Annotated in this window: 24 protein-coding genes; 12 read left to right on the top strand and 12 right to left on the bottom strand. The window is 72.3% G+C overall.

What is annotated here, in order from left to right:
- Positions 1 to 26 precede the first annotated feature (26 nt).
- The 4 genes from MQN93_RS30225 (at position 27) to MQN93_RS30240 (ending at position 6,610) form a co-directional block, all read left to right on the top strand.
- Positions 27 to 1,514, top strand: coding sequence for a glutamate synthase subunit beta (locus tag MQN93_RS30225; RefSeq protein WP_242712031.1), 1,488 nt, complete (start codon positions 27 to 29; stop codon positions 1,512 to 1,514).
- Positions 1,515 to 2,494: 980 nt separating this feature from the next.
- On the top strand, positions 2,495 to 4,867 hold the full coding sequence (locus tag MQN93_RS30230; RefSeq protein ID WP_242712032.1) for a PEP/pyruvate-binding domain-containing protein: 2,373 nt from the start codon (positions 2,495 to 2,497) through the stop codon (positions 4,865 to 4,867).
- On the top strand, positions 4,864 to 5,784 hold the full coding sequence (locus MQN93_RS30235) for a hypothetical protein (protein ID WP_242712033.1): 921 nt from the start codon (positions 4,864 to 4,866) through the stop codon (positions 5,782 to 5,784). The genes MQN93_RS30230 and MQN93_RS30235 overlap by 4 nt, the downstream gene beginning before the upstream one ends.
- A 199-nt stretch (positions 5,785 to 5,983) precedes the next feature.
- The gene (locus MQN93_RS30240; protein WP_242712034.1) at positions 5,984 to 6,610 is read left to right on the top strand and encodes a protein-tyrosine phosphatase family protein; all 627 of its coding nucleotides are present in this window, start codon (positions 5,984 to 5,986) and stop codon (positions 6,608 to 6,610) included.
- A 49-nt stretch (positions 6,611 to 6,659) separates the two neighbouring features.
- Here the strand turns inward: MQN93_RS30240 and MQN93_RS30245 are convergent, their stop codons facing one another.
- The 3 genes from MQN93_RS30245 to MQN93_RS30255 form a co-directional block, all read right to left on the bottom strand.
- Positions 6,660 to 7,466, bottom strand: a complete 807-nt coding sequence (locus tag MQN93_RS30245) for an SAM-dependent methyltransferase (RefSeq protein ID WP_242712035.1) — start codon at positions 7,464 to 7,466, stop codon at positions 6,660 to 6,662.
- A 99-nt stretch (positions 7,467 to 7,565) separates the two neighbouring features.
- Positions 7,566 to 7,820, bottom strand: a complete 255-nt coding sequence (locus MQN93_RS30250; RefSeq protein WP_016436072.1) for a DUF397 domain-containing protein — start codon at positions 7,818 to 7,820, stop codon at positions 7,566 to 7,568.
- Positions 7,821 to 8,681 carry a Sco1979 family transcriptional regulator gene (locus MQN93_RS30255; protein ID WP_037783015.1) on the bottom strand — a complete coding sequence of 287 codons (861 nt, stop codon included), beginning with the start codon at positions 8,679 to 8,681 and terminating at the stop codon, positions 7,821 to 7,823.
- A gap of 261 nt (positions 8,682 to 8,942) precedes the next feature.
- Here MQN93_RS30255 and MQN93_RS30260 point away from each other — a divergent pair, with 261 nt between their 5' ends.
- The 3 genes from MQN93_RS30260 to MQN93_RS30270 all read left to right on the top strand — a co-directional run bounded on the left by MQN93_RS30260 (position 8,943) and on the right by MQN93_RS30270 (position 12,097).
- A complete protein-coding gene (locus tag MQN93_RS30260) occupies positions 8,943 to 9,569 on the top strand; it encodes an ATP-binding protein (protein WP_242712036.1) in 627 nt (208 codons plus the stop codon).
- Positions 9,560 to 10,000 (top strand): hypothetical protein, encoded by a 441-nt coding sequence (locus tag MQN93_RS30265; protein WP_242712037.1) that lies wholly within the window; start codon positions 9,560 to 9,562, stop codon positions 9,998 to 10,000. Before MQN93_RS30260 ends, MQN93_RS30265 begins: the two co-directional genes overlap by 10 nt.
- A 234-nt stretch (positions 10,001 to 10,234) precedes the next feature.
- Complete coding sequence (locus MQN93_RS30270; protein ID WP_242712068.1) at positions 10,235 to 12,097, top strand: ABC transporter ATP-binding protein; 1,863 nt, start codon at positions 10,235 to 10,237, stop codon at positions 12,095 to 12,097.
- A 7-nt stretch (positions 12,098 to 12,104) separates the two neighbouring features.
- Here the strand turns inward: MQN93_RS30270 and MQN93_RS30275 are convergent, their stop codons facing one another.
- From MQN93_RS30275 to MQN93_RS30295, 5 genes are all read right to left on the bottom strand, one after another.
- Entirely contained in the window at positions 12,105 to 12,287 is a 183-nt protein-coding gene (locus tag MQN93_RS30275) for a DUF8839 family protein (protein ID WP_037782965.1), read from the bottom strand.
- A gap of 167 nt (positions 12,288 to 12,454) precedes the next feature.
- Positions 12,455 to 13,144, bottom strand: coding sequence for a DUF899 domain-containing protein (locus tag MQN93_RS30280; protein WP_242712038.1), 690 nt, complete (start codon positions 13,142 to 13,144; stop codon positions 12,455 to 12,457).
- Between the two features lie 66 nt (positions 13,145 to 13,210).
- On the bottom strand, positions 13,211 to 14,392 hold the full coding sequence (locus MQN93_RS30285) for a cytochrome P450 family protein (RefSeq protein ID WP_242712039.1): 1,182 nt from the start codon (positions 14,390 to 14,392) through the stop codon (positions 13,211 to 13,213).
- A 16-nt stretch (positions 14,393 to 14,408) separates the two neighbouring features.
- Positions 14,409 to 14,624, bottom strand: a complete 216-nt coding sequence (locus MQN93_RS30290; RefSeq protein WP_242712040.1) for a hypothetical protein — start codon at positions 14,622 to 14,624, stop codon at positions 14,409 to 14,411.
- 115 nt (positions 14,625 to 14,739) lie between these two features.
- Positions 14,740 to 16,092, bottom strand: a complete 1,353-nt coding sequence (locus MQN93_RS30295; RefSeq protein WP_242712041.1) for an amidohydrolase — start codon at positions 16,090 to 16,092, stop codon at positions 14,740 to 14,742.
- 137 nt (positions 16,093 to 16,229) lie between these two features.
- Here MQN93_RS30295 and MQN93_RS30300 point away from each other — a divergent pair, with 137 nt between their 5' ends.
- On the top strand, positions 16,230 to 17,195 hold the full coding sequence (locus MQN93_RS30300) for an endonuclease/exonuclease/phosphatase family protein (protein ID WP_242712042.1): 966 nt from the start codon (positions 16,230 to 16,232) through the stop codon (positions 17,193 to 17,195).
- 25 nt (positions 17,196 to 17,220) lie between these two features.
- Here the strand turns inward: MQN93_RS30300 and MQN93_RS30305 are convergent, their stop codons facing one another.
- On the bottom strand, positions 17,221 to 17,994 hold the full coding sequence (locus MQN93_RS30305; protein ID WP_242712043.1) for a class I SAM-dependent methyltransferase: 774 nt from the start codon (positions 17,992 to 17,994) through the stop codon (positions 17,221 to 17,223).
- A 175-nt stretch (positions 17,995 to 18,169) separates the two neighbouring features.
- Between MQN93_RS30305 and MQN93_RS30310 the strand changes: the two genes are divergently transcribed.
- Together MQN93_RS30310 and MQN93_RS30315 are read left to right on the top strand one after the other, a co-directional pair.
- The gene (locus tag MQN93_RS30310) at positions 18,170 to 19,372 is read left to right on the top strand and encodes a sensor histidine kinase (RefSeq protein ID WP_242712044.1); all 1,203 of its coding nucleotides are present in this window, start codon (positions 18,170 to 18,172) and stop codon (positions 19,370 to 19,372) included.
- Positions 19,369 to 19,995: a response regulator gene (locus MQN93_RS30315; protein ID WP_242712045.1), complete on the top strand. Its 627-nt coding sequence runs from the start codon at positions 19,369 to 19,371 to the stop codon at positions 19,993 to 19,995. Before MQN93_RS30310 ends, MQN93_RS30315 begins: the two co-directional genes overlap by 4 nt.
- A gap of 66 nt (positions 19,996 to 20,061) precedes the next feature.
- Here the strand turns inward: MQN93_RS30315 and MQN93_RS30320 are convergent, their stop codons facing one another.
- Positions 20,062 to 20,823: a nucleotidyltransferase domain-containing protein gene (locus tag MQN93_RS30320; RefSeq protein WP_242712046.1), complete on the bottom strand. Its 762-nt coding sequence runs from the start codon at positions 20,821 to 20,823 to the stop codon at positions 20,062 to 20,064.
- A 197-nt stretch (positions 20,824 to 21,020) separates the two neighbouring features.
- On the opposite strand from MQN93_RS30320, the gene MQN93_RS30325 reads away from it, so the two are divergent.
- Both MQN93_RS30325 and MQN93_RS30330 read left to right on the top strand, forming a co-directional pair.
- Positions 21,021 to 21,620, top strand: coding sequence for a gamma carbonic anhydrase family protein (locus MQN93_RS30325; RefSeq protein WP_242712047.1), 600 nt, complete (start codon positions 21,021 to 21,023; stop codon positions 21,618 to 21,620).
- Between the two features lie 14 nt (positions 21,621 to 21,634).
- Positions 21,635 to 22,111, top strand: a complete 477-nt coding sequence (locus MQN93_RS30330; RefSeq protein ID WP_242712048.1) for a GNAT family N-acetyltransferase — start codon at positions 21,635 to 21,637, stop codon at positions 22,109 to 22,111.
- Between the two features lie 54 nt (positions 22,112 to 22,165).
- Here MQN93_RS30330 and acs read toward each other — a convergent pair whose 3' ends face one another.
- Both acs and MQN93_RS30340 read right to left on the bottom strand, forming a co-directional pair.
- Positions 22,166 to 24,157: an acetate--CoA ligase gene (acs, locus tag MQN93_RS30335; RefSeq protein WP_242712049.1), complete on the bottom strand. Its 1,992-nt coding sequence runs from the start codon at positions 24,155 to 24,157 to the stop codon at positions 22,166 to 22,168.
- Complete coding sequence (locus tag MQN93_RS30340) at positions 24,154 to 24,804, bottom strand: acetate uptake transporter (RefSeq protein WP_242712050.1); 651 nt, start codon at positions 24,802 to 24,804, stop codon at positions 24,154 to 24,156. Before MQN93_RS30340 ends, acs begins: the two co-directional genes overlap by 4 nt.
- Positions 24,805 to 24,835: the final 31 nt, after the last annotated feature.

Consider the following 24,835-nt stretch of genomic DNA (forward strand, 5'->3'; position numbering starts at 1 on the left):
GGCTTGCGTAGGCAAGGGAGACGGCCATGGCCGATCCCAAGGGATTCATGACCACGCCTCGCCGGGACTGGCCTCGACGGCCGGTCGAGGAGCGGGTCAGGGACTGGCACGAGGTCTATGTCCCCGGGGCGCTGCTGCCCATCATCGGCAAGCAGGCGGACCGGTGCATGGACTGCGGTATCCCGTTCTGCCACGACGCGTGCCCGTTGGGCAATCTGATCCCGGAGTGGAACGACCTGGTCAGCCGGGACGACTGGCGGGCGGCGGCCGACCGGCTGCACGCCACGAACAACTTCCCCGAGTTCACCGGGCGGTTGTGTCCCGCGCCGTGCGAGGCGGGGTGTGTGCTCGCCATCAACCAGCCGGCGGTCACCATCAAGAACGTCGAGGTGGCGATAGCCGACAAGGCCTGGGAGTCGGGTTTCGCGCCGCCGCAGCCGCCGGACCGGCTCTCCGGGCGGACGGTCGCGGTCGTCGGGTCGGGGCCCGCTGGGCTGGCGGCGGCGCAGCAGTTGACCCGGGCGGGGCACACGGTCGCGGTGTACGAGAAGGACGACCGGCTCGGCGGGCTGATGCGGTACGGCATCCCCGAGTTCAAGATGGAGAAGCGCCATCTGGACCGGCGGTTGGAGCAGATGCGGGCCGAGGGGACGAAGTTCCGTACGTCGACGGCGGTCGGGCGGGATGTCGGGGCGGTGGAGCTGCGGTCGCGATACGACGCCGTGGTGGTCGCCACGGGGGCGACGGCGTGGCGTGAACTGTCCGTACCCGGGCGGGAGTTGGCCGGGGTGGTGCAGGCGATGGAGTATCTGCCGCTGGCCAACCGGGTGCGGGAGGGGGACCTGGAGACCTCGCCGATGTCCGCCGCGGGCAGGCATGTCGTCATCGTCGGCGGCGGCGACACGGGGGCGGACTGCCTGGGGACCGCGGTGCGTGAAGGGGCGGCGTCCGTCACGCAGTTGGACATCTACGCCCAGCCTGGCGCCGACCGAGACGAGGAGATCGAGCCCTGGCCGACGTACCCGAAGATCTACCGGATGTCGGCCGCCCACGAGGAGGCCCGCGATCTGCGGACGGCGCCTGCGGCGGACGTGGACGCGCGGCTGTTCGCGGCGTCCACGCTGCGCTTCGAGGGGGACGCCTCGGGATGTGTGCGGTCGCTGCACCTGGTCGAGGTGGACGCGGCGCGCAGCCCGCTGCCCGGCAGCGAACGGACGCTCCCCGCCGACCTGGTGCTGCTCGCGCTCGGCTTCTCCGGACCCGACCGCGGGGACGGGCTCATCGACCAGCTGGGCCTGGCGATGGAGCCGCGCGGCACGATCACCCGCGACGCCTCCTTCGCGACGAACGTGCCCGGGGTCTTCGCGGCCGGGGACGCGGCACGCGGGCAGTCGCTGATCGTGTGGGCGATCGCGGAGGGGCGCGCCGTGGCGGCGGCCGTCGACAGCTACCTGACCGGCAGCTCACAACTACCGGCACCGATCGGCCCGTACGACCGACCGATGGCGGTGTAACGCGGACCGCGCCGACCGGACCGTACGACCGACCGAGGCGGTGCATAGCGAACCGGCCGGGGCCTCCTGCCACCGCCCGACGGCCGTGCAGCGCGGACCGGCCGGGGGCCGCCTTCGGAGAAGTGCCAGGGCGGGGACTGCGCAGGGACGAGCCGGGGGCTGCTGCAGGTGATCGACAGCTGTCCGACCCGCAGATCACGGCTGCCCGCGCCGATCGGACCGTACGACCGGCCGATGGCGGTGTTAGTGCGGACCGGCCGGGACCTCCGCCACCGCCCGACGGCCGTGCAGCCCAAACGGGCCGGGGGCCCGCCTTCGGAAAAGTGCCGGGGCGGCGGGGCCTGCGCGGGAACCAGCCGGGGGGCTGCTGCGAGTGATCGACAGCTGTCCGACCGGCAGTTCGCGGCCGCCCGCGCCGATCGGACCGTACGACCGGCCGAGGCGGTGCATAGCCGACCGGGTGGGGCCTCCTGCCACCGCCCGATGGCCGAAGACAGCGGACCGGCCGGGGATTTGCCTCCGGAGGAGCGCCGGACCAGCCGGGGACCCGCCTCCGGAGGAGTCCCGGAGCGGTGGGGACTGTCCGGGTGCCGGCCGTCGGTCACTGCGGCCGTGCAGCGCGGAGCCGTTGGAATCTTCCGCCACCGCCCGATCGCCATGCAGCCCCCACCAGACACGGTCCTGCCTCCGGAGGAGCGTCCGCGGTGGTCGGTCCTGCTCGGGGACGAGGTGAGGGCTGCTGCCGGGGGACGAGGCTGGGGTGCGGCCTCATGCCCGTTCTGGATTTCTGCTTTGAGTTGTCCGAAAAGTGGCTTCTGGGCTACAGGGATCCGAACGGCGGTGGGATCCTCGTAGAAGGAGGCGTGCCGCGTTCGGCCGGGTCCCCGCCCACTGCGGCCGCCCCATCCTTCGTTCCGCCGTCAGGCGCAGGGCCACCCCCGCGCGTCCCCCCTGTTGGCGGCCGGTCCTGGAGGGTGTCGATGACAACTCTCGACGAACGTCACGGAGAGGGTGCACGAGACGGGGACGGGGGCAGGGGCGAGATCGCCCTCGATCCGACCGGGACTCGGGGCCCGGCCACCGTCCCGCTGGATCTGCCCGGTGCCGCACTCTCCGACCACACAGGGTCCAAGGCCGCGAATCTCGCCCGTGCAGCCGCTGCCGGGCTGCCCGTTCTGCCCGGCTTCGTGATCCCGCACGGGGGCGGTGAGGACACCGTCGCCCTGCGGCGCGCCTGGCAGGAGCTCTCCGACGGCGGCGCCCGCCCGCTCGTCGTGCGCTCCTCCTCGCCGCAGGAGGACACGGAGGAGTCGTCGCTGGCGGGCCAGTTCGCCTCCGTGCTCGATGTGCGCGGCTGGCGCGCCTTCCGCGAGGCCGTACGCACCGTCCTCGACTCGGCCCGGCGGCCCGACGGGTCCACGGCGCCCATGGCCGTGCTGGTGCAGCCGATGCTCACCGCGCGCATCGGCGGGGTGATGTTCGGCGCCGATCCGGTCGAGGGGCGGGCCGACCGGATGCTGGTGAGCGTGGTGTGGGGCGGCCCGGACGGCCTGGTCAGCGGGGAGCAGGCGGGGACCAACCACTGGCTGAACCGGTACGGGCGGCTGCTGCGCACCGAGCCGTCGGACGCGGACTCGCCGCTCACGCGCACCGAACTGGCACGGTTGGCGCGGCTCGCCCGCAGGGCCCGGCGGGTGTTCGGCGGGCCGCAGGACATCGAGTTCGGGTTCGACGGGGAGGGACGGCTGTGGCTGTTCCAGAGCCGCCCCATCACCGCCATGGCGGCGCGGCCCGCACGCGGGGCACGGCTGCTGGGGCCCGGCCCGGTCGCGGAGACCCTGCCGGGGCAGCTGACACCGCTGGAGGCCGATCTGTGGGTGGCGCCCATGGCCCGCGGGCTCGCGGCCTCGCTCGACATCGGCGGCAGCGCGTCGCGCCGGCTGCTGCGGACGCAGCCGGTGGTCACGACCGTCGGCGGGAGAGCCGCCGCCGATCTGCGCCTGCTGGGAGCCGTGGCGCCGAAGCACCGCTGGCTGGCGCTGCTCAACCCGGCGCCGGGAGCGCGCAGGCTGGCCGCAGCCTGGCGGGTGGGCCGCCTCGGCGCTGCGCTGCCCGGCCTGGCGACGGATCTCCTGGCCGACGTCGACCGGCAGCTCGCGGAGATCCCGCCGCCCGCGGACTCCTCCCGCGCCGAACTCGTCACCGCCCTTCGCTGGAGCCGTGCCGTCCTGGTCTCCCTGCACGCGCAGGAGGCCCTGGCGGGAGCGCTTCTGCGCGACACTGCGCAGCGCCGCACCGCCGCGGGCGCCGCACTGACCGCCCTGGCCGACGCCCGCGCCCGCGGCGTCCCCGACGACCGGGTGACCGCCACCGACCCGGTGATCCTCGCGCTCACCGCCCCGGCCCTACGAGGCCCGGGCCGCCTGCCGGACGAACAGAGCGTGCCGCTTCAACGACGGCAGACGACGGCAGACCTGGGCCGGGAACCCGATGAACGGCATCACGCCGAGCAGACCCGGAACGCGGTGCCGGCCCGGCACACGGAGCCCGCCGGGCACACGAAGCTTGCCCGGAACACGAAACCGGCCCCGCACACGCACCCAGCCCCAAACACCAATCCGGCCCGCCACAGGGAGCTCGCCCAAAACCCCGAACCCGCCCGGCACCCCCACGAACCCCACCCCACCGCCGACCTCCCACCCCGGACATACAAACCCCACCCCACCCCCAACCTCCCACCCCGCGAATCCCTCCGCCTGCGGATTCGTTGGATACAGGAACTGCAGGTGCGGCTGGTCCGGGAGGCCGGGGCGCGGTTGGGGCTCGATGTGGAGCGCGTCGGGCTGTTGCGCTGGCGGGAGTTGGCCGCCGTACTCGAAGGGGCCCCGCTGCCCGCCGATCTGCACGCGCGCGTGCCGGACCCCGCGTCGCCGCCGCTTCCGGACGCGTTCCGGCTCGCGGCGGACGGCGTGGTCGTCGCCGAGCGGGCGGACCGGTCGGGCGACGGCACGCGGGGCGTGTCCTCGGGCCGCGCGGTCGGCACGGTCTGGGACGGGACGGGCCCACGGCCGCCGGACGCGGTCCTGGTCGTGCGCACCCTGGACCCCGCGCTCGCGCCGCTGCTGCCCGGGCTCGCCGCGCTGGTCGCCCAGACCGGCAGCCCACTGTCCCATCTCGCCGTGCTGGCAAGGGAGTTCGGGCTGCCCGCGGTGGTCGGCGCCACGGACGCGGTGCACCGCTTCCCGCCCGGTTCCCGGCTCACCGTCGACGGCACGGCGGGCGACGTGCGACCGGGCGACGTACGACCGGGGGACGTACAACCGGGCCACATACAACCGGGGGACACGCCATGAGAAGGATCGCCTACGTCTTCGGAGGTCTGGCCGCGGCCGGGGCCGGTACCTATCTCGTCGTCTACCTGTACCGGTGGCAGTGGCAGCGGGCCATGCTCTGCGGGGTGCTGCTGCTGGTCGTCGAGGTGATGCTGCTCGGCATCGTGCTGCTGGGGCGGCTGACCCGGATCGAGGAACGCCTGCGCGACAGCGACCGGCGGCAGCGGGAGGCGGCCGCGCGTCAGGACGACGTACTGGCGCGGCTGCGCGCCGAGCCCGCGCGGGAGCCGGGCGGCCGGTTCCGGTGGCTCGACGACTCGGTGGACCGTACGTATGTCTTCGTGCCGGTCCTCATGGTCACCGGTGTGCTGCTGTCCGGGCTCGCCTGGGTGGTGCAGCGGATCGCGTCGGCGACCGCGCGGCCGGCGGAGCGCCGGCTCGCCGGGCGGCTCGCCGTCCTGTCGGCGCCGGGCCCGGCCGTGTACGACGACCTGGAGGACCTGCCGCCGCTGGGCCCGGCGCGCTCACCGCGCCGTGTCGCGCGCGTGGCGGTGGTGACCGTGGTAGGTGCCGCCCTGCTCACCGCGCTCGTCGTGGGGCTCGCCCAGCTCACCCAGACCCGGGAGGAGGCGGCCGCCGCCAACGAGGCGACCTCCGTGCTCCTCCAGGTGGACATGCGCGGCGGTACGGCCGCGACGGCCGACCGGCGCGCCCTCGCCGCGGAGCAGGTCTGGGAGCGCTGCCGTGACTCCACGTCCGTACCGCTGCGTCACGCCGCGCTCGCCGACCTGGGCGACGGCGTGTACGCCGGGGTCGTACGGCCCGCCCTCACCCCGCACGACCGGATGCGGCTGCGCGGCTGCCTGGAGGACGCGACCCTCGACCGCGCCCACCTCACGGTGATGGCCATCGGAGACGCGGACGCGGACGACGACTGAGACGAACGCCCGCCTTCGCACCCTGTAAGACCTGCATACACACACGTACACGGACAAGACGGTTATCCCGGGTGCGGGCTACCATGCGAGGGCTCCCCGTCCCCCACCCCGTCGGTCGCCCATGGCTGTTCTCACCGCAACGCTGCCCCGCCCTGCCTTCCGCAAGCGCCCCCTCGCACGGCGCACGCTACGGATCCTCATGGCCGCGGCCGTCGGATACGTCGCACTGTGGGCCACCGGCGCCCTGGGCATCCTGGCCCTGTCGTACTGGGCCCGCGAGGAGACGCCCGCGCCGCCCGGGACCCGCACGCTGCAGGGCGTCCACCACTTCCAGCCCGTGGACGTCGACGGCCGGCTCTGGCGCGGCGCCGCCCCCTCCCCCGCCGGTTACCGCGCGTTGGCGAGCATGGGCTTCACGACGGTCGTCGACCTGCGCGCGGAGGACCTGAGCGCGGCACAGCTCGCGGGACCCGGCCGGGCCGGTCTGAAGACCGTGCGGCTGCCGATCCGCGACGGGCAGACACCCAGGCCCGAGCAGGTGCGGCGCCTCCTCGACGTGGTCGCGCGGGCGCAGGGGAAGGTGTTCGTGCACTGCGGCGCCGGAGTCGGCCGTACGGGCACGATGGCGGCGGCGTATCTCGTGCAGACCGGACAGCAGTCGTCCGCGGCGGCGGTCCGCCGCAATCTCGCGGTCGGACCGCCGTCGATCGAGCAGATCTACTACGGCCTGAACCTCACGCCCACCAGGGCCGAGCAGCCACCGCTCCCGGTGGTGGTGGTCAGCCGGCTGGTGGACGCCCCACGGCGCATGTGGTCGTGGGTGTGACGTACGCCGGGCCGCGGGGACACGACCCGGCGCCACGAGCACGTACGGACTACGGCTTGCGCCCCACCGCCCCGTACCCCGGGATCACCCCGTCGTCCTGACCGGGAACCGGCTCGCCCAGTTCGGGATGCCACAGGTGCGGCACCTCGACGCCGGGTTCGACGAGTTCGAGGCCGTCGAAGAAGCGCGTGAACTCCTCGCGGGAGCGCAGGGCCAGGGTGACGCCCGCCGCCTTGAGCTTCTCGGTCGCGGCCCGCGACTCCTCGGGGGTGAAGTCGGCGGTCGCATGGCTTGCCACCAGGTAGCTCCCGGAGGGGAGTTGGGACAGCAGCCGGCCGACCAGCTCGTGTGCGCCGTCCTCGTCGGAGACGAAGTGGAGCAGCGCGATGAGCGAGAGGGCCACCGGGCGGTCGAAGTCCAGGGTCGCGCGTGCACCGGCCAGGACGGCGTCCGGGTCGCGGACGTCGGCCTGCAGATACTCCGTGACGCCCTCGTCCGTGCCCTTGAGCAGGGCGGCGGCGTGGGCGAGCACGATCGGGTCGTTGTCGCAGTAGACGACGCGGGCCTCGGGTGCGATCTCCTGGGCGATCCGGTGGAGGTTGGGCTCGGTGGGGATGCCGGTGCCGACATCGAGGAACTGCCGCACCCCGTGCTCGGCCAGCCAGCGTGTGGTGCGGTGCATGAAGGCCCGGTTGACCCGCGCCATCACCGGCACACGCGGGTCGAGGGCGAGCATCTGGCGGCCCATGGCCTCGTCGACCGGGTAGTTGTCCTTGCCGCCCAGGTACCAGTCGTACATCCGGGCGGGGTGGGGTCTGCTCGTGTCGATCGTCGGCGGGGGCTGCTGCCCGGTCATGACGGACTCCAGGGATGTCTGCCGCAAATCAAGGTCAACTCAGTGCCAAATCAAGGGTGGTAGGGATGTGACGGAACAACAGAAGCTGAAAAACGGGCCTCACGACAGCAGAAAGTCGGCCTCACCCGCCTTGGCGCCCTCGATGAAGGCCGTCATCTCGTCGCTGGTGTAGATCAGCGCCGGGCCGTCCGGGTCGGTGGACTGGCGGACGGCGATCCGGCCGTCGGCGAGCTTCATCGCCTCCAGGCAGTTCCCGCCGTTGCCGCCGCTCCACGGCTTGTGCCAGCCCTCGCTGCCCAACTCCCGCGCGGGCATGCCGTTGTAGACGTGTTTGCGCGGCTTGATGCGATCCATTCACAACTCCTTGCGGAGATCCCGGAGGATCTCCTTCGTGCGATGTGCCGTAGCGGCCTGCGCCGCCATGCGGTCCATGACCTCGAGGTGGGTCGCCACCTCGGAACGCGCGTCGAGGTAGACCGCGCCGGTCAGGTACTCGCTGTAGACCATGTCCGGCAGTTCTGACATGGCAAATCGGAACAGCACGAAGGGCCCGTACGTGCCGGGGTGCGGCCCGTTGGTGAAGGGCGCGACCTGCAGCGTCACGTTGGGCAGCTTCGTGGCGTCGAGCAGTCTGTCGATCTGAGCACGCATCACCTCCGGGCCGCCCACCGGGCGGCGCAATGCGGTCTCGTCCATGACGGCCCAGAAACGGGGCGCTCCCTGACGTGTGAGCAGTTCCTGGCGCTGTATGCGCAGGGCGACATGGCGCTCGATGTCTTCAGGCCTGGTCTGACCGATCGCGCCCAGCTTGAGCACTCCGCGCGCGTAGTCCTCGGTCTGCAGCAGGCCAGGCACGAAGTGCGGGTCGTAGGAGCGGATGAGGGCGGCCGCCCCCTCCAGGCTGACGTACATGGAGAACCAGCCCGGCAGAATGTCGTGAAACCGCTGCCACCAGCCGGGCCTGTTGGCCTCCTCGGCCAACTGCACGAAGGCCACGGCCTCCTCGTCGGAGACGCCGTAGGACTTCAGCAGCAACTGCAGGTAGGGGATCTTGAGGGAGACCTCCGCCATCTCCATGCGGCGGACCGTCGCCGGGGCGACGCGGAGGATGCGGGCGGCCTCCTCGCGCTTGAGCCCCGCGCGCTCCCGCAGATCCAGCAGACGGCGACCGAGGACGACTTGACCGACCGTCGGCGCGGACCGCGGTTCGCTCACGCTCCACCTCCACCACGTCGTGTACGTCCCTGTCGTCGCCGACAGGGCGGCCACCAGGGCCCTGGCCTGCCGCACCAGCATGCTCACAGCCATACGGCGCCATTCGAAGACCCATTCGAAGACCTGTACGGATCTCCGTTGATCCCAACTGGCGCCGCTCAAGATGCTGTTGCGAGCAGTGTGCCACGGCATTTCACAGCGTCACACAGCACTCTGCATTTTTCAGAGTGACACTTGCCAAGTGTTCACGGCGGGGCGATAGTGGCAAGCGTGATTCCGTCCGCGCCCTTAGGAACAGACGCTGCCGCAGGCCGCCTGCCCGGTCTCGGTACCGCCGCGGAGGTGGCGCCCGACAGGGCCGCCGCCGAACGCCGGTTCCGTTTCGAGCTGGCCGCACATCCGGGCTCTCCAGCGCAGGCCAGACGCCTGACGAGGGCCCGGTTGAACGTGTGGTCGGTGTGCGAGGACATCTGTGACACCGCCGCGCTGGTGATCTCCGAGCTGGTCACCAACGCCCTCGTGCACACGGCGAGCAGCCACATAGTCTGCGAGCTGCACGACGGCGACGAACTGGTGCGCATCACCGTGCGTGACCAGGGCTGCGCGCCGGGCGAACCCCATCCCTCGCCCGCGCGGCCCGAGGAGGAGCACGGGAGGGGACTGCTCCTCATCGACGCGCTCTGTGAGGCATGGGGCGCGCATGAGAACGGCCCGGGACTGCTGGTCTGGGCGGAGCTGCCGCGCAAGCCCGTTCCGGGCCACGACTGCGGGCCCTGCAACGACCTGGGCTGGGGAGCCCGCCCCAAGCCGGGCTCGGCCGGCGGCCCGGGGGACGAGGACGGGACGGACGCACACGGACGGTTCGGGACAGGAGGCACATGGCGGTGAGGGCAGGGTCCGGCCGCCAGGTGCTGAGCCTGGACACGCTCGTCCGACTGCGGCGCGGTCTGCACACGCCGGGTACGCCCCGGCGGCTGCAGGTGCCCGACGGCATGACGGCCCCGCTGGGCTGCGACGCGGTGGAGATTCCCGCCCGTCTCGGCCCACTGGTGCTGCCGCGGCTGCCACGTGTGGGGTGTGTGTACGCCGATGACACGCACTGGTGGTGGCTCGTCCCGTCCGACTCCGACTACGCGCTGGAGTGGCCGGCGCCCACGCAGTACGCCGCCGGGGCGGTAGTTCCGGACGCCCCGGCGGTCCCCGACCTCATCCACCGGCCGACCGGCACGGTGCCGTACACCCCGCCGATCCCGCTGTATCTGGCCGTGTGCCTGGTGACGGGGACGACCCCGACCTGGTCCCGGTCGGCCGTCGCGTAGACCGTGACCGCCTGACCACCGGGCGCCCCGAGGCGTGCGCCCGCGCGCTCACCCCTTTTGACATGCGCTCTCCCCCGAGGGTCCCGGCCCGGCGATAGTGGCCGTTCGTCGACGAGGATCGGGGGGCCGGCGGTGGCGGCATCACAGGGCGGGCGGCGAAGGCGCGGCGGCAGGATCACACCGGAGGTCTCCGAGTCGGAGCAGCTGCTCTTCGGCGGACCCCTGCGCTACGACATGGGCTGGAACCAGCACCGGGACGCCTTTCTCGAACTGAACTTCCGGGCCATGGTGACCCGGCTGCCGACCCTGCTGAGGTCCAGCTTCGAGCTGGCCTGGCAGGCCGACCGGCGGGCGGCGCGGATCGTGCTGGCCGCCGAGATCGGCCGGGGCATGGCCCAGGCGGTGAGCCTGCTCGCGGTCAACAGCGTGCTGGGCCGGCTGATCACCGGCGGGGCGATCGAGGACCGGCTGCGCGGTGCCGTGCCCGCGCTGGTCGCCATGGCCGTCGTCATGCTGTTCGGAACGCTGCTGCGGGCCGCGTCGACGTATGCCACCGGGCGTCTCGAGCCCAAGGTGGAGCGGGTGGCCACGGAGCTGTATCTGGAGCGGGCGGCGGCCGTGGAGCTGGCCGCGATCGAGGACCACGCCTTCCACAAGCTGCTGGACACCGCGCAGTACGGCGCCTCCTCGGCCCGCCGGATGATCTCGTACGCCACGCGCGTGGTGAACGCGGTGATCTCGCTGATCGCGGCGGCGAGCGTGCTGACCGTGCTGCACCCGGCGCTGCTCCCGCTGCTCGCGACGATGACGCTGCCCAGCGCGTGGAGCGCGCTGACGAACGCCCGGCGGCGCTACGAGTCCTTCCACATCTGGGTGCAGCATGCGCGTGCGGGGCATCTGATCAGCGAGCTGCTCACCGAGCCGGCCGCCGCTCCGGAGATCCGGGTGCACGGGGTCGGGCCCTTCCTGCTGCGTCATTTCCGCGCGATGTCGGAGGCCGCGGAGGCGGAGCAGACCCGGCTGGCCCGGCTCGCGGCGCGCACCGGGCTGATCGCGTCGGCCTGGACGGGCCTGGCGACCATGGCGACGTACGCGACGCTCGGCGGGCTGCTGCTGAGCGGGGCGATGGCGCTGTCGGTGGCGGGGACGGCGGTGATCGCGATCCGCACCGGCTCCTCCAGCCTGGACAGCCTGGTCCTGGAGATCAACGCGCTCCACGAGGAGGCGCTCTTCGTCGGCGATCTTCAGAAACTTTACGTGGAGGCGGCCGAACGGGCGATCCCGGTGGGCGGCGACCCGCTGCCGGAGCAGCCCCGTGAGATCCGGTTCGAGAACGTCACCTTCAGCTATCCGGGCGAGTCCGCCCGTCCCGCGCTCGACGACGTGACGCTCACGGTGCCGCTCGGCGGGATCGTGGCGCTGGTCGGCGAGAACGGCTCCGGCAAGACGACCCTGATCAAGCTGCTCGCGGGCCTGTACACGCCGGACGCGGGCCGGATCATGTGGGACGACGTCGACGCGGCGACCGCGGACCGCCACCAGCTGGCGGAGCGGGTCGCGATGCTCGCCCAGGACTTCAAGCGCTGGCCGTTCACGGCCCGGGTCAATGTCGCCGTGGGCCGCTCGTCCGCGCCGCTGACCGAGGAGCGCATGGCCACCTCGCTCGCCGAGGCCGGGGCCGAGGACGTGGTGGAGAACCTGCCGCGCGGTCTGGACACCCTGCTGGCCCGGAACTTCAGCGGCGGCCACGAGCTGTCCGGCGGGCAGTGGCAGCGGCTCGGCATCGCGCGGGCGGCCTACCGGCGGGGCCGGATCCTGGTGGTGGACGAGCCGACGGCGGCCCTGGACGCGCGGGCCGAGCTGGAGGTCTTCGAGAAGATCCGGGCGCTGGCCTCGGCCGGCCAGACCGTGATCCTCATCACGCACCGGCTGGCGTCCGTACGCCACGCGGATCTGGTGCACGTCCTGGACCGGGGCCGTCTCGCGGAGTCCGGCACCCCGGAGGAACTGCTGGCGAGCGGTGGCATCTACGCGGAGCTGTACTCGCTCCAGGCCGAGCAGTTCAGGGCGCCCGTGCCCGCCCCGAAGGCGGGCTGAGAGCACCTCAGGCGATCGCGTCCACGCCCGTGTCCTTGCGGACGATCACCAGGAACATGTCCGTCGCGAGGTCCATGACCACCTCGGCGGGCAGCCCTTCCTGCCGTCGCGCATGCGCGAACTCCTCCGCGGGCCAAGAGCCTCGCGGCCCACCTGCGGGAAAGCGTTCGAGCACTGTTCGCCCGTTCACCATCTCGCACCTCCAGAAAGCGTCGTCCTGTAGGAGTTAACGCCCAGGAGGGGCCCATCGCCTCGCTCAGTTGCCGTACTGAGACGTAGTTGACACTTGTTCAGCGCGGAGTGTGAAGGTCCGGTCACTCATTGAAGATCCCGGTCGCTTCGTGACTACTTTCTGTTTCATTCCTCGTACTCGTCGTGATAGCGGATGCGCGCACTGCCCGCAGGCGCCCCAAGAGCCGACGCGCACCCCTCTGGTTGCTCCCACTCCTCCTGCCGGCCCAGCGCCGTCAGGTCCAGGAGGCTGGTGGTCGAGCCGAGTCCGTCGAGACCGCGCTCGTACGTCGAGTAGGTGTGGAAGACACGCTCGCCGTCCCGCAGGAAGCAGCTGATGCCGGGCCGCTCGACCGACTCCCCCGCGCGCTCCAGGGTCACCTCGAAGTCGCGGTTGAAGTCGGTGCCGTACGACGAGTACCAGGGCACCGTCCAGCCCATCCGCGCCTTGAACGGCAGGATCTTCGTGTACGGCGCCCGGGAGACGGCCGCGAACGTGGTGCCCCTGACCTTGAGATGGGCCAGATGTCCGATCTGGTCGAGAAATCCCGAACAGCTGCGGCAGCCGGCGTCCCACTCGGGCGCGAACATGAAGTGATAGATGACGCGCTGCGGCCGGCCCTCGAACAGGTCCGGCAGGGTGGCCTTGCCGTCCCCGCCCTCGAAGACGTACTCCTGGTCGATCTCGACCATGGGCAGCCTGCGCCGCTCGGCGTTCAGCGCGTCCCGCGCGCGCGTGGCCGCCTTCTCCTTGGCGAGCAACTCCTCGCGTGCGGCATGCCACTGCTCGCGCGGGACGATCTCCGGAAGCGACATGGCCCCTCCTGTGCAACGGTCCGTCGGGGGTGGTGACCGACCGGAGGGGCGAAACTCATCGCTGCCTCAGAAATTTTTCTGCGCGTACGTCACCGGCAGCGCGACCAGGCCGCGGGCGCGCAGCGAGCGGCGCCACCGCAGCTCTCCTTCGCCGAGGGCGAGTTCGGGGAAGCGTTCGAGGAGGGCGGCGAGCGCGATCTCCGTCTCGGTGCGGGCGAGCGGCGCGCCCAGGCAGTAGTGGATGCCGTGGCCGAGGGCGAGATGGCCGGAGGCGTCGCGGGTGAGGTCGAGGCGGTCGGGCTCGGGGAAGCGGGCCGGGTCGCGGTTGGCGGCGGACGGGGAGACCCAGACCGTCTCGCCGGCCGGGATGGTGACACCCGCGATCGTGACGTCCTCGACCGGGAAGCGCCGGATGGCGAACAGGGCGGGCCCTTCGTAGCGGATGAACTCCTCGACGGCATTGGCGAGTTGTGCGGGGTCCTCGCGGACGGCGGCGAGCTGTTCGGGGTGCTGGAGCAGGGCGAGCACGGAGTTGCCGATGAGCTGGACCGTGTTCTCGTACCCGGCGAAGAGGATGAGGAAGGCCAGCGACATCAGCTCGTCCTCGCTGAGCCGGTCGCCCTCGTCGCGTACGGCGATCAGGTCGGACAGCAGGTCGTCGGCGGGCTCGGCGCGCTTGGCGGCCAGCAGTTCGGTGAAGAAGCCGAGCATGGCCGCGACCGCTTCCCGGGCGGCGCCCGGCCGTGCCGGGTCCGGTGTGATGAGCGTGTCGGTCCACTCGCGGAAGTCCCTGCGGTGGCCGGCCGGGATGCCGAGCAGGTCGCAGATGACGGTGATGGGCAGGGGCGCGGCGTAGGCGGCGACCAGGTCGGCGGTGCCGTGCGTGCCGAGGGCGTCGAGGAGGCGGTCCGCGGTCTCCCGAACGGGTGTGCGCAGTTGCTGGACCCGGCGCGGGGTGAAGGCACGGCCGACCAACCGCCGGACCCGGGTGTGGTCCGGCGGGTCCATGTTCAGGAGGTTGGCGTCGAGGGCGGGCGGCAGGGAGAAGCCCTTGTACGTCCCCGCCGTCGCATGCCGTTTGTCCAGGGACAGCCGCGGATCGGCGAGCGCGGCGCGGACGTCGTCGTAGCGCGTGACGATCCAGGCGGGCGTACCGTCCGGTCCGGTGATGCGGTGCACTGGCGCGCTCTCGCGCAGGCGCCGGTACACGTCGTACGGGTGGTCGAGGAGGCCGTCGGCGGGGTCCATGGGGCCAGCGTAGGGGTCAGGGGCTGTCCAATTGCGCTACGCCCTGCGCGAGTTGACCCAGCACGTCGAAGATCCACCGGCCGAAGGGGGTCGGCGCGATCAGCACGCCGAGGGCGAGGGCGAGCCAGACGGTCAGCCATGCGTCGGAACGGGTGCGGGCCAGCGGCTTTCGGCGTGCCCGCAAGAAGACGACGACAGCGAGCAGCACCGCCACATCGATCGTGAGCTCCATCGGCCGGCCTCCCGTCTGACGAGAATTCCCGGCCTTCCTGTGTACCGTGAAATTACTGGGCGCGACGGCCCGGTCACCGCTGGTTGGCGTCAAAGCACTTGTCTGCGACCGGTTTTCAGGTCTTGTAATCCTGGATGCGGCGGCCATGGCCGCGGTCGACGAGTGCGGGCAGCCGCTCCCCCAACTCCCGTACGACCGAAGGGACATCGAGGGTGAGGAGCTCCCGGTCGCGCATCAGGACCCGTCCGTCGACGATCGTGGTGCGGACGTCGGAGGAGCGCGCGCTGTGGACGAGGGTGGCGGCGAGGTCGTGGACGGGCTGGGTGTGGGGGCCGGTGAGGTCGACGAGGACGATGTCCGCGCGCCGGCCGGGGGCGAGGGTGCCGAGAGTGTCGCCGAGGCCGACGGCCCGGGCGCTCTGCAGCGTTGCGTGGTGCAGGGCTTGACGTGCCGTCAGCCAGCGGGGGTCGCCCGTCGTGGACTTCTGGATGAGCGCGGTCAGCGCCATCGACTCCCATACGTCGAGGGAGTTGTTGGAGGCCGCCCCGTCCGTCGCGAGGCCCACGGGGACGCCGATGTCCCGCAGCGCGCGGACCGGAGTGGTCGTGGGCCAGGCGAACTTGAGGTAGCCGCGGGGCGCGGAGGCGACGGCCACTCGTCCGCCGGCGTTCTCGAGGAGCGGCAGGTCCCGTTCGAGGATGCCGGTACCGTGCGCGATCAGGACGTCGGTGTCCAGGATGCCGGTGCGCCCGAGTACCTCGATCGGGGTGACACCGTGCCGGTCGAGGCTGACGTCGGTCTGGTCGCGGTTCTCGGCGGCGTGGAGATGGACGGGCAGACCGTGCTCCCGGGCGAGGGCCGCGGTGGCGGCGAGGTCGGCGTCGTCGACGGTGTAGGGAGCGTGCGGGGCGAGCGCCGTGGTGATGCGACCGCCGGCGCCACACCGGTGCCGTAGCGCGAACTCCAGGGATTTCTCCCGGCCTTGGGGACCCTGGGAGGAGAAGTACGCCTCTCCGAGGTGGGCGCGCATCCCGCACTCCTCGACGACGGCGGCGACCGCGTCCATGGCGAAGTAGTGGTCGGCGAAGCAGGTGACCCCGCCGCGGATCATTTCCGCGCAGGCGAGCCGCGCCCCCAACTCCACGTCCCGCTCGGTGAGGTTGGACTCGATCGGCCAGACGACGTCGTTGAACCACTCCTCGGTGGGCAGGTCCTCGGCGACGCCGCGCAGCGCGACCATCGGCGCGTGGGTGTGGCAGTTGATCAGGCCGGGCATCGCGACCTGGCCGCGCCCGTCGATGCGTTCGGCCGCGTCGAGGTGCCGCACCGCGGCGGCGGTCGTCACGGCGTCGACGAGCCCGTCGCGCACGACGACGGCCGCGTTCTCCGCGAATCCGGGCCGTTCCTGCTCGTCGTGCACGAGGACGGTGCAGCCGGTGATGACGAGATCGGCGGGAGAGTCGGTCATCCCGCCAACGTACGACGTGGTCCTCGGGCCGTGTGAGCCGAACCGCGCATCCTGTCCCGGCTCTGTCGCGAATTCGGTCGGAGCGGCACTCTGGCGTCACCGCAGCTCGCCCTGCCGCTTCCGGAAAGGGGCCCGGCATGCTCCTCGGCACCTGGAACCTGGAGAACCTCTACCGGCCGGGCGGCCCCTTCGGCCCGAAGGACAAGGCCGCCTACGAGTCCAAGCTCGCCGCCCTCGCGGTTGTGATCACCGCCCTCGACCCGGCGCTGCTCGGCGTGCAGGAGGTGGGCGAGCCCGAGGCGCTGCGGGACCTGGCCGGGATGCTGGACGGCGACTGGCACACGGTGCTGTCCGAGCACCCGGACGGCCGGGGCATCAGGGTCGGCTTCCTCAGCCGTACCCGGCCGCGGGTCCTGGCCGACACCAACGCCTTCCCCGCCGCGCTGCGTGCCGTGCAGGAGGACGACTCCGGTGCGGGGGTCTCGGCGGCCGGGCGCGGTTTCCTGGCCGTGGAGACCGAGACCGACGCCGGCGCGCTGAGGGTGGCCGTGGCCCATCTCAAGTCGAAGCTGCTGTCGTATCCGGGCAACCGCTTCTTCCCCCGCGACGAGGGCGAGCGCGCCCGCTACGGCGCCTACGCCCTCTACCGGCGGGCCGCCGAGGCGACGACCCTGCGCGCCCTGGCCGATGTCCTGCTGGACGGGGACGGACGCGAGCGGGACGTCGCCGTGCTGGGTGACCTGAACGACGAGGTGCAGGCGGCGACGACGCAGATCCTGCTCGGCCCGCCGGGCTCCGAGATCGGCACGGCGGGCTACGACCGCCCGGACAAGGGCGACGCGGCGCGGCTGTGGGACGTGGCCCCGCTGATCCCCGCCGAACAGCGCTACTCCCGCGTCAACTCCGGGCGCCGCGAGCTGATCGACCACATCCTGGTGAGCCGTCGACTGGTCCGGCGGGTGACGCAGGCCGGGACGGGTGTGCCCGGTGACGGCGCGCTGCGGCTGCCGTCCGTGGGCGTCGATCCGGCGGAGCGCCGCGGGGCGGCGGGGTCGGACCACGCGCCGGTGTGGATACGCGTGGGGCAGCAGGACCGGACGTAGCAACTCCCGTGCCCTTCCCGGGAGTTCACTCTGCCGTGACCCGGATCTTGGACTGTCCGTGCGGGAGTTCCTCCCAGTCGGCCATGAAGCGGGCCCGCAGCCCGTGCTTCTCGGCCAGCGCGATCAGGGTCTCCGTGCGGTAGTAGAAGTCCTCCCGCAGCACATGGTGTTCCTCCCCCTCCGTGCGGTCGAAGGTGAAGTCGAACCAGCCGCCCGGTGCGAGCACCCGGCCCACATGGGTCAGGCACTCCTCGATGACGGAGAGCGGCGAGTGTGAGAAGACGCTGTGCGCGTGGACGACGTCGAAGTGGGCGTCGGGCAGGAAGGCGAACGTCAGGTCCCGCACGGGGGTCAGGCACGGCAGCCGCTTCTGCAGGCCCATGTCCACGACGGTGTCCTGCGCCGCGAACAGGATGTCGGGGGAGATGTCGATGCCGTAGTAGTGCCCGGGCTCCAGATGGCGGATGAAGCGCCAGCCGCCCCGCAGGTTGCCGCAGCCGATCTCCAGCATGCGGTGCTCGGGGCGCAGACCGTGGCCGATCAGGTAGTCGAACTGCATCGCGCCCAGCGCCATCCAGCGCTCCCGGTTGCGGCTGCCGACCGCAGCGTCCGGGTCGGCGCGGGTGTCGGAGCGCATCACGGCCCGGTAGTAGGAGATGTGGTCGGGGTGGCGGCGGCCGAGCCACCAGTCCCGCGTGGAGCGGGCCAGATGGCGGGGCACCCGGTCGGGGTGGCGCAGGGCGTAGGCGACGCGGTGGCCGAGGGCGGCGCGGTTGGCGGTGAGGTTCTTGGCGGGCATGGCGGTGCGGTCCTTCCGAGGCGGGGTGGGGGCTCTGCGGTGCTGTTCAAAGCCTCGGTGCGGGAGCACGGTGTTCGGCTCGCCCGACCGGCGCGTGTCCGCGTGCGGTCCGGGTGATCACGATGTCAGCCGATCGGTTGATGCGATCCGCTGCCGGGCGCGTTAGACACGGAGCATGCAGAACACCACCGAGGCGGACGAGCACCGGCTGAACGCGGTCGTGCATGCCGCGTTCTTCCTTCTACTGTGCTCCTCCTTCGCACGCTTCCTGACCCACGACCGGGGCGGGGCACGTACGGGCTGGATGGTGGCGCTGTTCGCCGCGTTCTTCCTGCTCTACGTCCTCGGCCAGGTCGTGGCCCCGCCCCCGCGCGCCGGCACCCCGCCCGGGGCGCGCCATCTGATCTGGCTGGGTTCGGTGTCCGCGGTGTGGGTCGCCCTGCTGGCCCTCGCCCCGAGCGCCACCTGGTGCGCGATGCCGCTGCTGTTCGCCGGCCTGTACGCGCTGCCGCCGCGGATCGCGGTGCCGCTGGCCGGCGTGCTGACCGTGCTGGTGGTGATCTCCGAGGTGCGAGTGGCGGACGGTCCGCTCAACCCCAACATGATCGTGGCCCCGCCGGCCGTGGCCGCGGTCGCCACCGCCGTCTTCGTCCATCTCCAGCGCCAGGCGGCACGCCAGCGCGCGATCGTCGAGGACCTGGTGCGCACCCGGCGCGACCTGGCGGCGACCGAACGACGCGCGGGCGTCCTGGCAGAGCGGCAGCGACTGTCGTCGGAGATCCACGACACCCTCGCGCAGAGCCTGTCCAGCCAGCAGATGCTGCTGCAGGCGGCGGAGCGCGTGTGGGAGACGGACCCGGACGCGGCCCGCCAACACGTCGGCAGGGCGGCCGAGATCACCTCGCGCGGGCTGGCCGACGCCCGCCGTCTCGTCCACGACCTGGCACCCGCCGACCTCGCGGAGCAGCCCCTGCAGGCGGCGCTGCGCGCGCTCGCCGAGCGGGAGACAGGGCCCGGTCTGACGGTCGGCTTCCGGCTCGACGGCGACCCCGGCCCGCTCCCGGACCGCGTCCAGGCCGCCCTGCTGCGCATCGCCCAGGGCGCCCTGGCCAACGTACGCGAACACTCCGCGGCCACCCGTGCCGCACTGACCCTGACCTGTCTGGACGACCAGATCTCGCTGGACGTGGCGGACAACGGGCGGGGCTTCGTGGCGGACGCCGTGCCCGCTCCCGGACGCAACCGCGGCCACGGTCTGCCGGCCATGCGCATCAGGGCCGGTCAGTCGGGCGGCACGCTCACCGTGGAGTCGGCACCGGGCGAGGGCACGGTCGTCTCGGCCGCGATTCCGCTGGCCCCGCAGGAGGTGGCCTCGTGAGCACGCCGGTACGTCTGCTCCTGTGCGACGACCATGCGGTGGTACGAGCCGGTCTGCGCGCCCTGCTGTCGAGCGCCGACGGCATCGAGGTGGTCGGCGAGGCGGGCAGCGGGGAGGAGGCGCTCGCCATGGCGGGGCGCCTGCACCCGGACGTCGTGTTGATGGACCTGCAGCTCGGCGAGGGCATGGACGGGGTGACGGCGACCCGGCGGCTGACCGCTCAAGGCGGCACGCGCGTCCTGGTGTTGACGATGTTCGACACCGACGCCGACATCACCCGCGCCATCGAGGCGGGCGCCACGGGGTATCTGCTGAAGGCGGAGCGCCCGGACGAGCTCTTCGCCGCGATCCACAGCGCCGCGTCGGGCCGTACGGCGCTGTCGGCCCCGGTGGCCGACCGTCTCCTCGCCCGGATGCGCAGCCCCCGCCCCACCCTGTCCGACCGCGAGCAGGAGATCCTCACCCAGCTCGCCCGCGGCCTCGGCAACCGCGAGATCGCCCGCGCCCTGTTCATCAGCGAGGCGACGGTGAAGACCCATCTCGGCCGGATCTACGCCAAGTTGGAGGTGGAGACACGGGCGGGCGCGGTGGCGGTGGCCAAGGAGCGACGGCTGCTGCCGTGATGCCCATGCCCCTACCGTCCGGCCTGGGCCTTCCTCGCCACTATCCGGCCAGGGCCTTCTGCACCACTATCCGGCCAGGGCCTTCTTCGCCTCGGTCAACGTCGCGACGAGCGAGTGCGGTTCGGGGTCCAGGTGTGTCAGGAGGCGGTCGATCTCCCGCAGTCCCGCACGTTCGATGAGCTTCTTCTCGTTGGTGACCCACTCCCCTCGCGCGGCGAGGACGGCGTGTGCGGTCTGGGTGGTGGCGAGGGCGAGGGCGCCCGCGACCTCCGTGAGGCGGCCTGCCGGGGCGTGGTTGGTCCTGGCGTAGGAGAGGGTGGCCGCGGCCATGCCGCGCCAGCGGGGCGGGGCGGATTCCCGGAGGGCCGGCGGGTAGTGGGCGGGGCGGGGTGCGACGCCGTGGAGCACCCGGTTGACCGCGAGTTCGGCCACCACCAGATAGCTCGGGATCCCGGCGAGGTGGAACAGCAGCGGCTCCACCCGGAAGCGTCCGGCCTCGGCCTCCGCCAACTCCCGTTCCACCACGTCGAGATCGCGGTAGTGCACGTCCACGCGACGTCCGTCGATCGTGAGCCAGGCGCCGCCGTTGAAGACCCCGCCGCCCCAGCCGCCGATCTCCGAGACCTCGCCCTCCCAGCCGACGGCTCTCAGGTGGTCGGGGTCGAAGGGACCGCGGTAGTAGACGGCCAGGTCCCAGTCGCTGTCGGGGCGGTGGGTGCCCTGGGCTCGGGAGCCGCCGAGGGCGACGGCCTCGACCGTGGGGAGCGCGGCGAGGCGCTCGGTGACGGCGGCGAGGAAGGCCCGGTCGTCGGCGTGCGTGGCGGACATGGGTGCAGGATGCCTGCCGGACCGCCGCCGGTGCCAGGCGTTATCGGCGGACACCGCAGCGCCGGCCGGCGGGCGCCCGCCGAAATTCGGGTGCGCGGCGGTCCCCGGCCGCGGATGATCGGCGTCGGGTGTGCCGGGTACCCGGGCGGCTGAGGGAGATCGCCGTTCGCCCGTCGCCGCACCAAATGGAGAGTCGGATGTTGATCGAGCACCGCGGGTTGCGCCCCGTCGTCCCCGATTCCGCGTATGTCGCTCCGACGGCCGTGCTGTGCGGGGCGGTCACGCTCGGCGAGCGGGCACGGATCCTGCACGGTGCCGTGCTCAGCGCGGAGGACGGGCAGGTGCACGTCGGCTCGGACGTCGTCGTGATGGAGAACGCCCTGGTGCGCGGGCGGGCCGGGCATCCCGCCGTCATCGGTGACGCCGTGCTGGTCGGGCCGCACGCCCACGTCAACGGCGCGACCCTGGAGGACGAGGTCTTCGCCGCCACGGGAGCCTCCGTCTTTCCCGGGGCCGTCGCGGGCCGGGGCTGCGAGCTGCGGATCAACAGCGTGCTGCACGCCAACTCCGTGCTGCCGCCCGGCACCGTCCTGCCCATCGGCTGGATCGCGGCCGGGACGCCGACGGCCCGCCTCTTCGCACCCGGCGACCACGACGAACTGTGGGCCGTGCAGAAGGAGTTGGACTTCCCCGGCACGGTCTACGGCGTCGCCCGCGGCACCTCCATGCGGGACATCATGACCCGCCAGACCGACTTCTACGGCGCCCACCTGGACGACCGCATGCTCGACGACTGACGGGAGCCCCTTTCTTGCCTGCCGAATCCGCCCAGCCCTCCACCGTGCACCTCCGCAGGGCCATCGCCCGCGACGCCCCCGAAGCCGCCGATGTCTGGCTGTGTTCCTTCGCCGCCGCGCTGCCCACCGTCGTCCGGCCGCGCACCGACGACGAGGTGCGCGCGTACTTCCGGGAGGTCGTGGTGCCGCAGCGCGAGACCTGGGTCGCGGACACCGGCGCCGAGGACGGGATCGTGGGGGTGATGGTGCTGGGCGACGGCGAGCTCTCCCAGCTCTATCTGCACCCCGACTGGCGCGGACGCGGCCTCGGCGACCGTTTTGTCGCGCTCGCCAAGGAGCGGAACCCGGGCGGGCTCGGGCTGTGGGCGTTCCAGGTCAACAAGCCCGCCCGACGGTTCTACGAGCGGCACGGCTTCGTCGCGGTCACGTTCACGGACGGCGGCGGCAACGAGGAGCGCGAGCCGGACGTCCGGTACGAGTGGCGGCCCTGAGCCGAGCCGTACCGGCCGTACCGGACGTGTCCCTGTCCCGTATGCGGTACGGATCTACCCCTCCTCGTCCCCCGCCCCGCCGGCCTCCGGCAGCCGTTCGCGGATCTCGACCATCACCGACGAGTCCGTCAGCGTCGTCACGTCGCCGAGGGCCCGGTTCTCGGCGACGTCCCGCAGCAGTCGGCGCATGATCTTGCCGGAGCGGGTCTTGGGGAGTTCGGCGACGACCAGGATCTGCCGGGGCCGGGCGATCGGGCCGATCTCCCTGCCGACGTGGGCGCGCAGTTCGGCCGCCACCTGATCGGCTCCGGCGGACTCCGCATGGCTCGCGTCCCCGCGCAGGATGACGAAGGCCACGACGCCCTGCCCGGTGGTCGGATCGCTCGCGCCGACCACGGCGGCCTCCGCGACCATCGGATGGGAGACCAGGGCCGACTCGACCTCCGTGGTGGAGATGCGGTGGCCGGAGACGTTCATGACGTCGTCGACCCGGCCGAGCAGCCAGATGTCGCCGTCCTCGTCCTTCTTCGCGCCGTCCCCGGCGAAGTACATGCCGGGGAACCGCGACCAGTAGGTGTCGACGTAGCGCTGCTCGTCGCCCCAGATGGTGCGCAGCATGCCGGGCCACGGCTCGGTGAGGACCAGATAGCCGCCGGAGCCGTCGGGGACCGGCTTGCCGGTGTCGTCGACGACGTCGGCCGCGATGCCGGGCAGGGGGCGCAGGGCCGAGCCCGGCTTGCAGACGCTCACCCCGGGCAGCGGGCTGATCATCTGGGCGCCGGTCTCGGTCTGCCACCAGGTGTCGACGACCGGTGTCCGGTCGCCGCCGATGTACGTGCGGTACCAGATCCACGCCTCGGGGTTGATCGGCTCACCGACCGAGCCGAGCAGCCGCAGGGAGGACAGGTCGAACTCGGCCGGGATGCCGGCGCCCCACTTCATGAAGGTGCGGATCGCGGTCGGGGCGCAATAGAGGATCGTCACGCGGTACTTCTCGACGATCTCCCACCAGCGGCCCTTGTGCGGGGTGTCCGGTGTGCCCTCGTAGAGGACGGAGGTGACGCCGTTGGCGAGGGGGCCGTAGACGATGTACGAGTGGCCGGTGACCCAGCCGATGTCGGCCGCCGTCCAGAAGACGTCCCGTTCGGGCTTGACGTCGAAGACCGCCCAGTGCGACCAGGCGACCTGGGTGAGATAGCCGCCGGTGGTGTGCAGGATGCCCTTCGGGCGGGCGGTCGTGCCGGAGGTGTACATGATGTACAACGGGTGTTCGCTGTCGAACGCCTCGGCCTCGTGCTCGGCCGGCTGTGCGTCCACCAGGTCGTGCCACCACACGTCACGGCCGTCGGTCCACTCGACCTGCTGGCCGGTGCGGCGGACCACCAGCACGCTGCGCACGTCGGGGCACTGCCGCACCGCCTCGTCGACGGCCGGTTTCAGTGCCGAGGGGTTGCCCTTGCGGTAGCCGCCGTCCGCGGTGATGACCACGTGCGCGTCGCAGTCGAGGATGCGGCCGCGCAGCGCCTCGGCGGAGAAGCCGCCGAAGACCACGGTGTGCGGGGCGCCGATGCGGGCACAGGCCAGCATCGCCACCACCGTCTCCGGGATCATCGGCATGTAGATCGCGACGCGGTCGCCCGCGCGGACGCCGAGCGACTGCAGGGCGCCTGCGGCCCGGCAGACGTCCGCCGTCAGCTCGGCGTAGGTGAGGGTGCGGGTGTCGCCCGGCTCGCCCTCCCAGTGGAAGGCGACCCGGTCGCCGCGGCCGGCGGCCACGTGCCGGTCGAGGCAGTTGTACGCCGCGTTGAGGCGCCCGCCGGTGAACCAGCGGGCGAACGGGGCGCGGCTGAAGTCCAGTACCTCGTCCCAGGGCCGTGCCCAGTCCAGCCGGCCGGCCGCCTCGGCCCAGAAGGCGAGGCGGTCGGCGTCGGCCCGTTCGTAGTCCGCCGCGGTGGCGTTGGCCGCGTCGGCCAGGTCGGGGGGTGGCGGGAACCGCCGTTCCTCCCGCAGCAGGTTGGAGAGTGTCTCGCCGCCCGGGTCGGTCATGCGTGGACTCCGGCGACGGGGCCGCCGCGGTGCTCGCGGTGCCCTCCGAGGCGCTCGCCGATGTTCGGGAGGACCGGCACGACGGCACGGTGGTAGGTGGAGTTGGTGACGCCGGCGAACGACGCGTACCAGGCGCACACGGCGGTGACGAGGCCCAGCCAGCCGCCGGCCTTGGTGGTGTCGGGCGACTGCGCGAAGTCGGCGACGCACAGCACGATGTAGGTGGCCGCCAGGGTCACGAACACGGCCAGGATCGCGCCGGTGGTGCGGGTCGCGGCGATGGCCATGTAGGCCGTGAAGACCGCCCACACCAGCAGGAACAGACCGGTCGCCTCGTGCGCGCTGGTGGCGGGCAGGTCCGGGGCGACGAACTTGGCGAGGGCGGCGTACGACATCCAGAAGGCGCCGTACGAGCAGAAGGCGGTCGCGCCGAAGGTGTTGCCCTTGCGGAACTCCCACATGCCGGCGAGGAGTTGGGCGAGGCCGCCGTAGAAGAGGGCGAGCGGCAGTACGACGGCGAGCAGGTTCTTGTCGGTGATCAGGTCGGCGTTGAAGACACTGAGGACGAAGGTCGTCGCGGCGAAGGCGGCGAGGCCGAGCGGGCCGGGGTCCGCGATGGGTGCGGTGTCGGCGGTTGGGGTGCTCATATGCGCCTCCTCTGTGATCCACATCACAAAG

The organism is Streptomyces spinosisporus (assembly GCF_022698145.1).
GTDB classification, from domain to species: Bacteria; Actinomycetota; Actinomycetes; order Streptomycetales; family Streptomycetaceae; genus Streptomyces; species Streptomyces spinosisporus.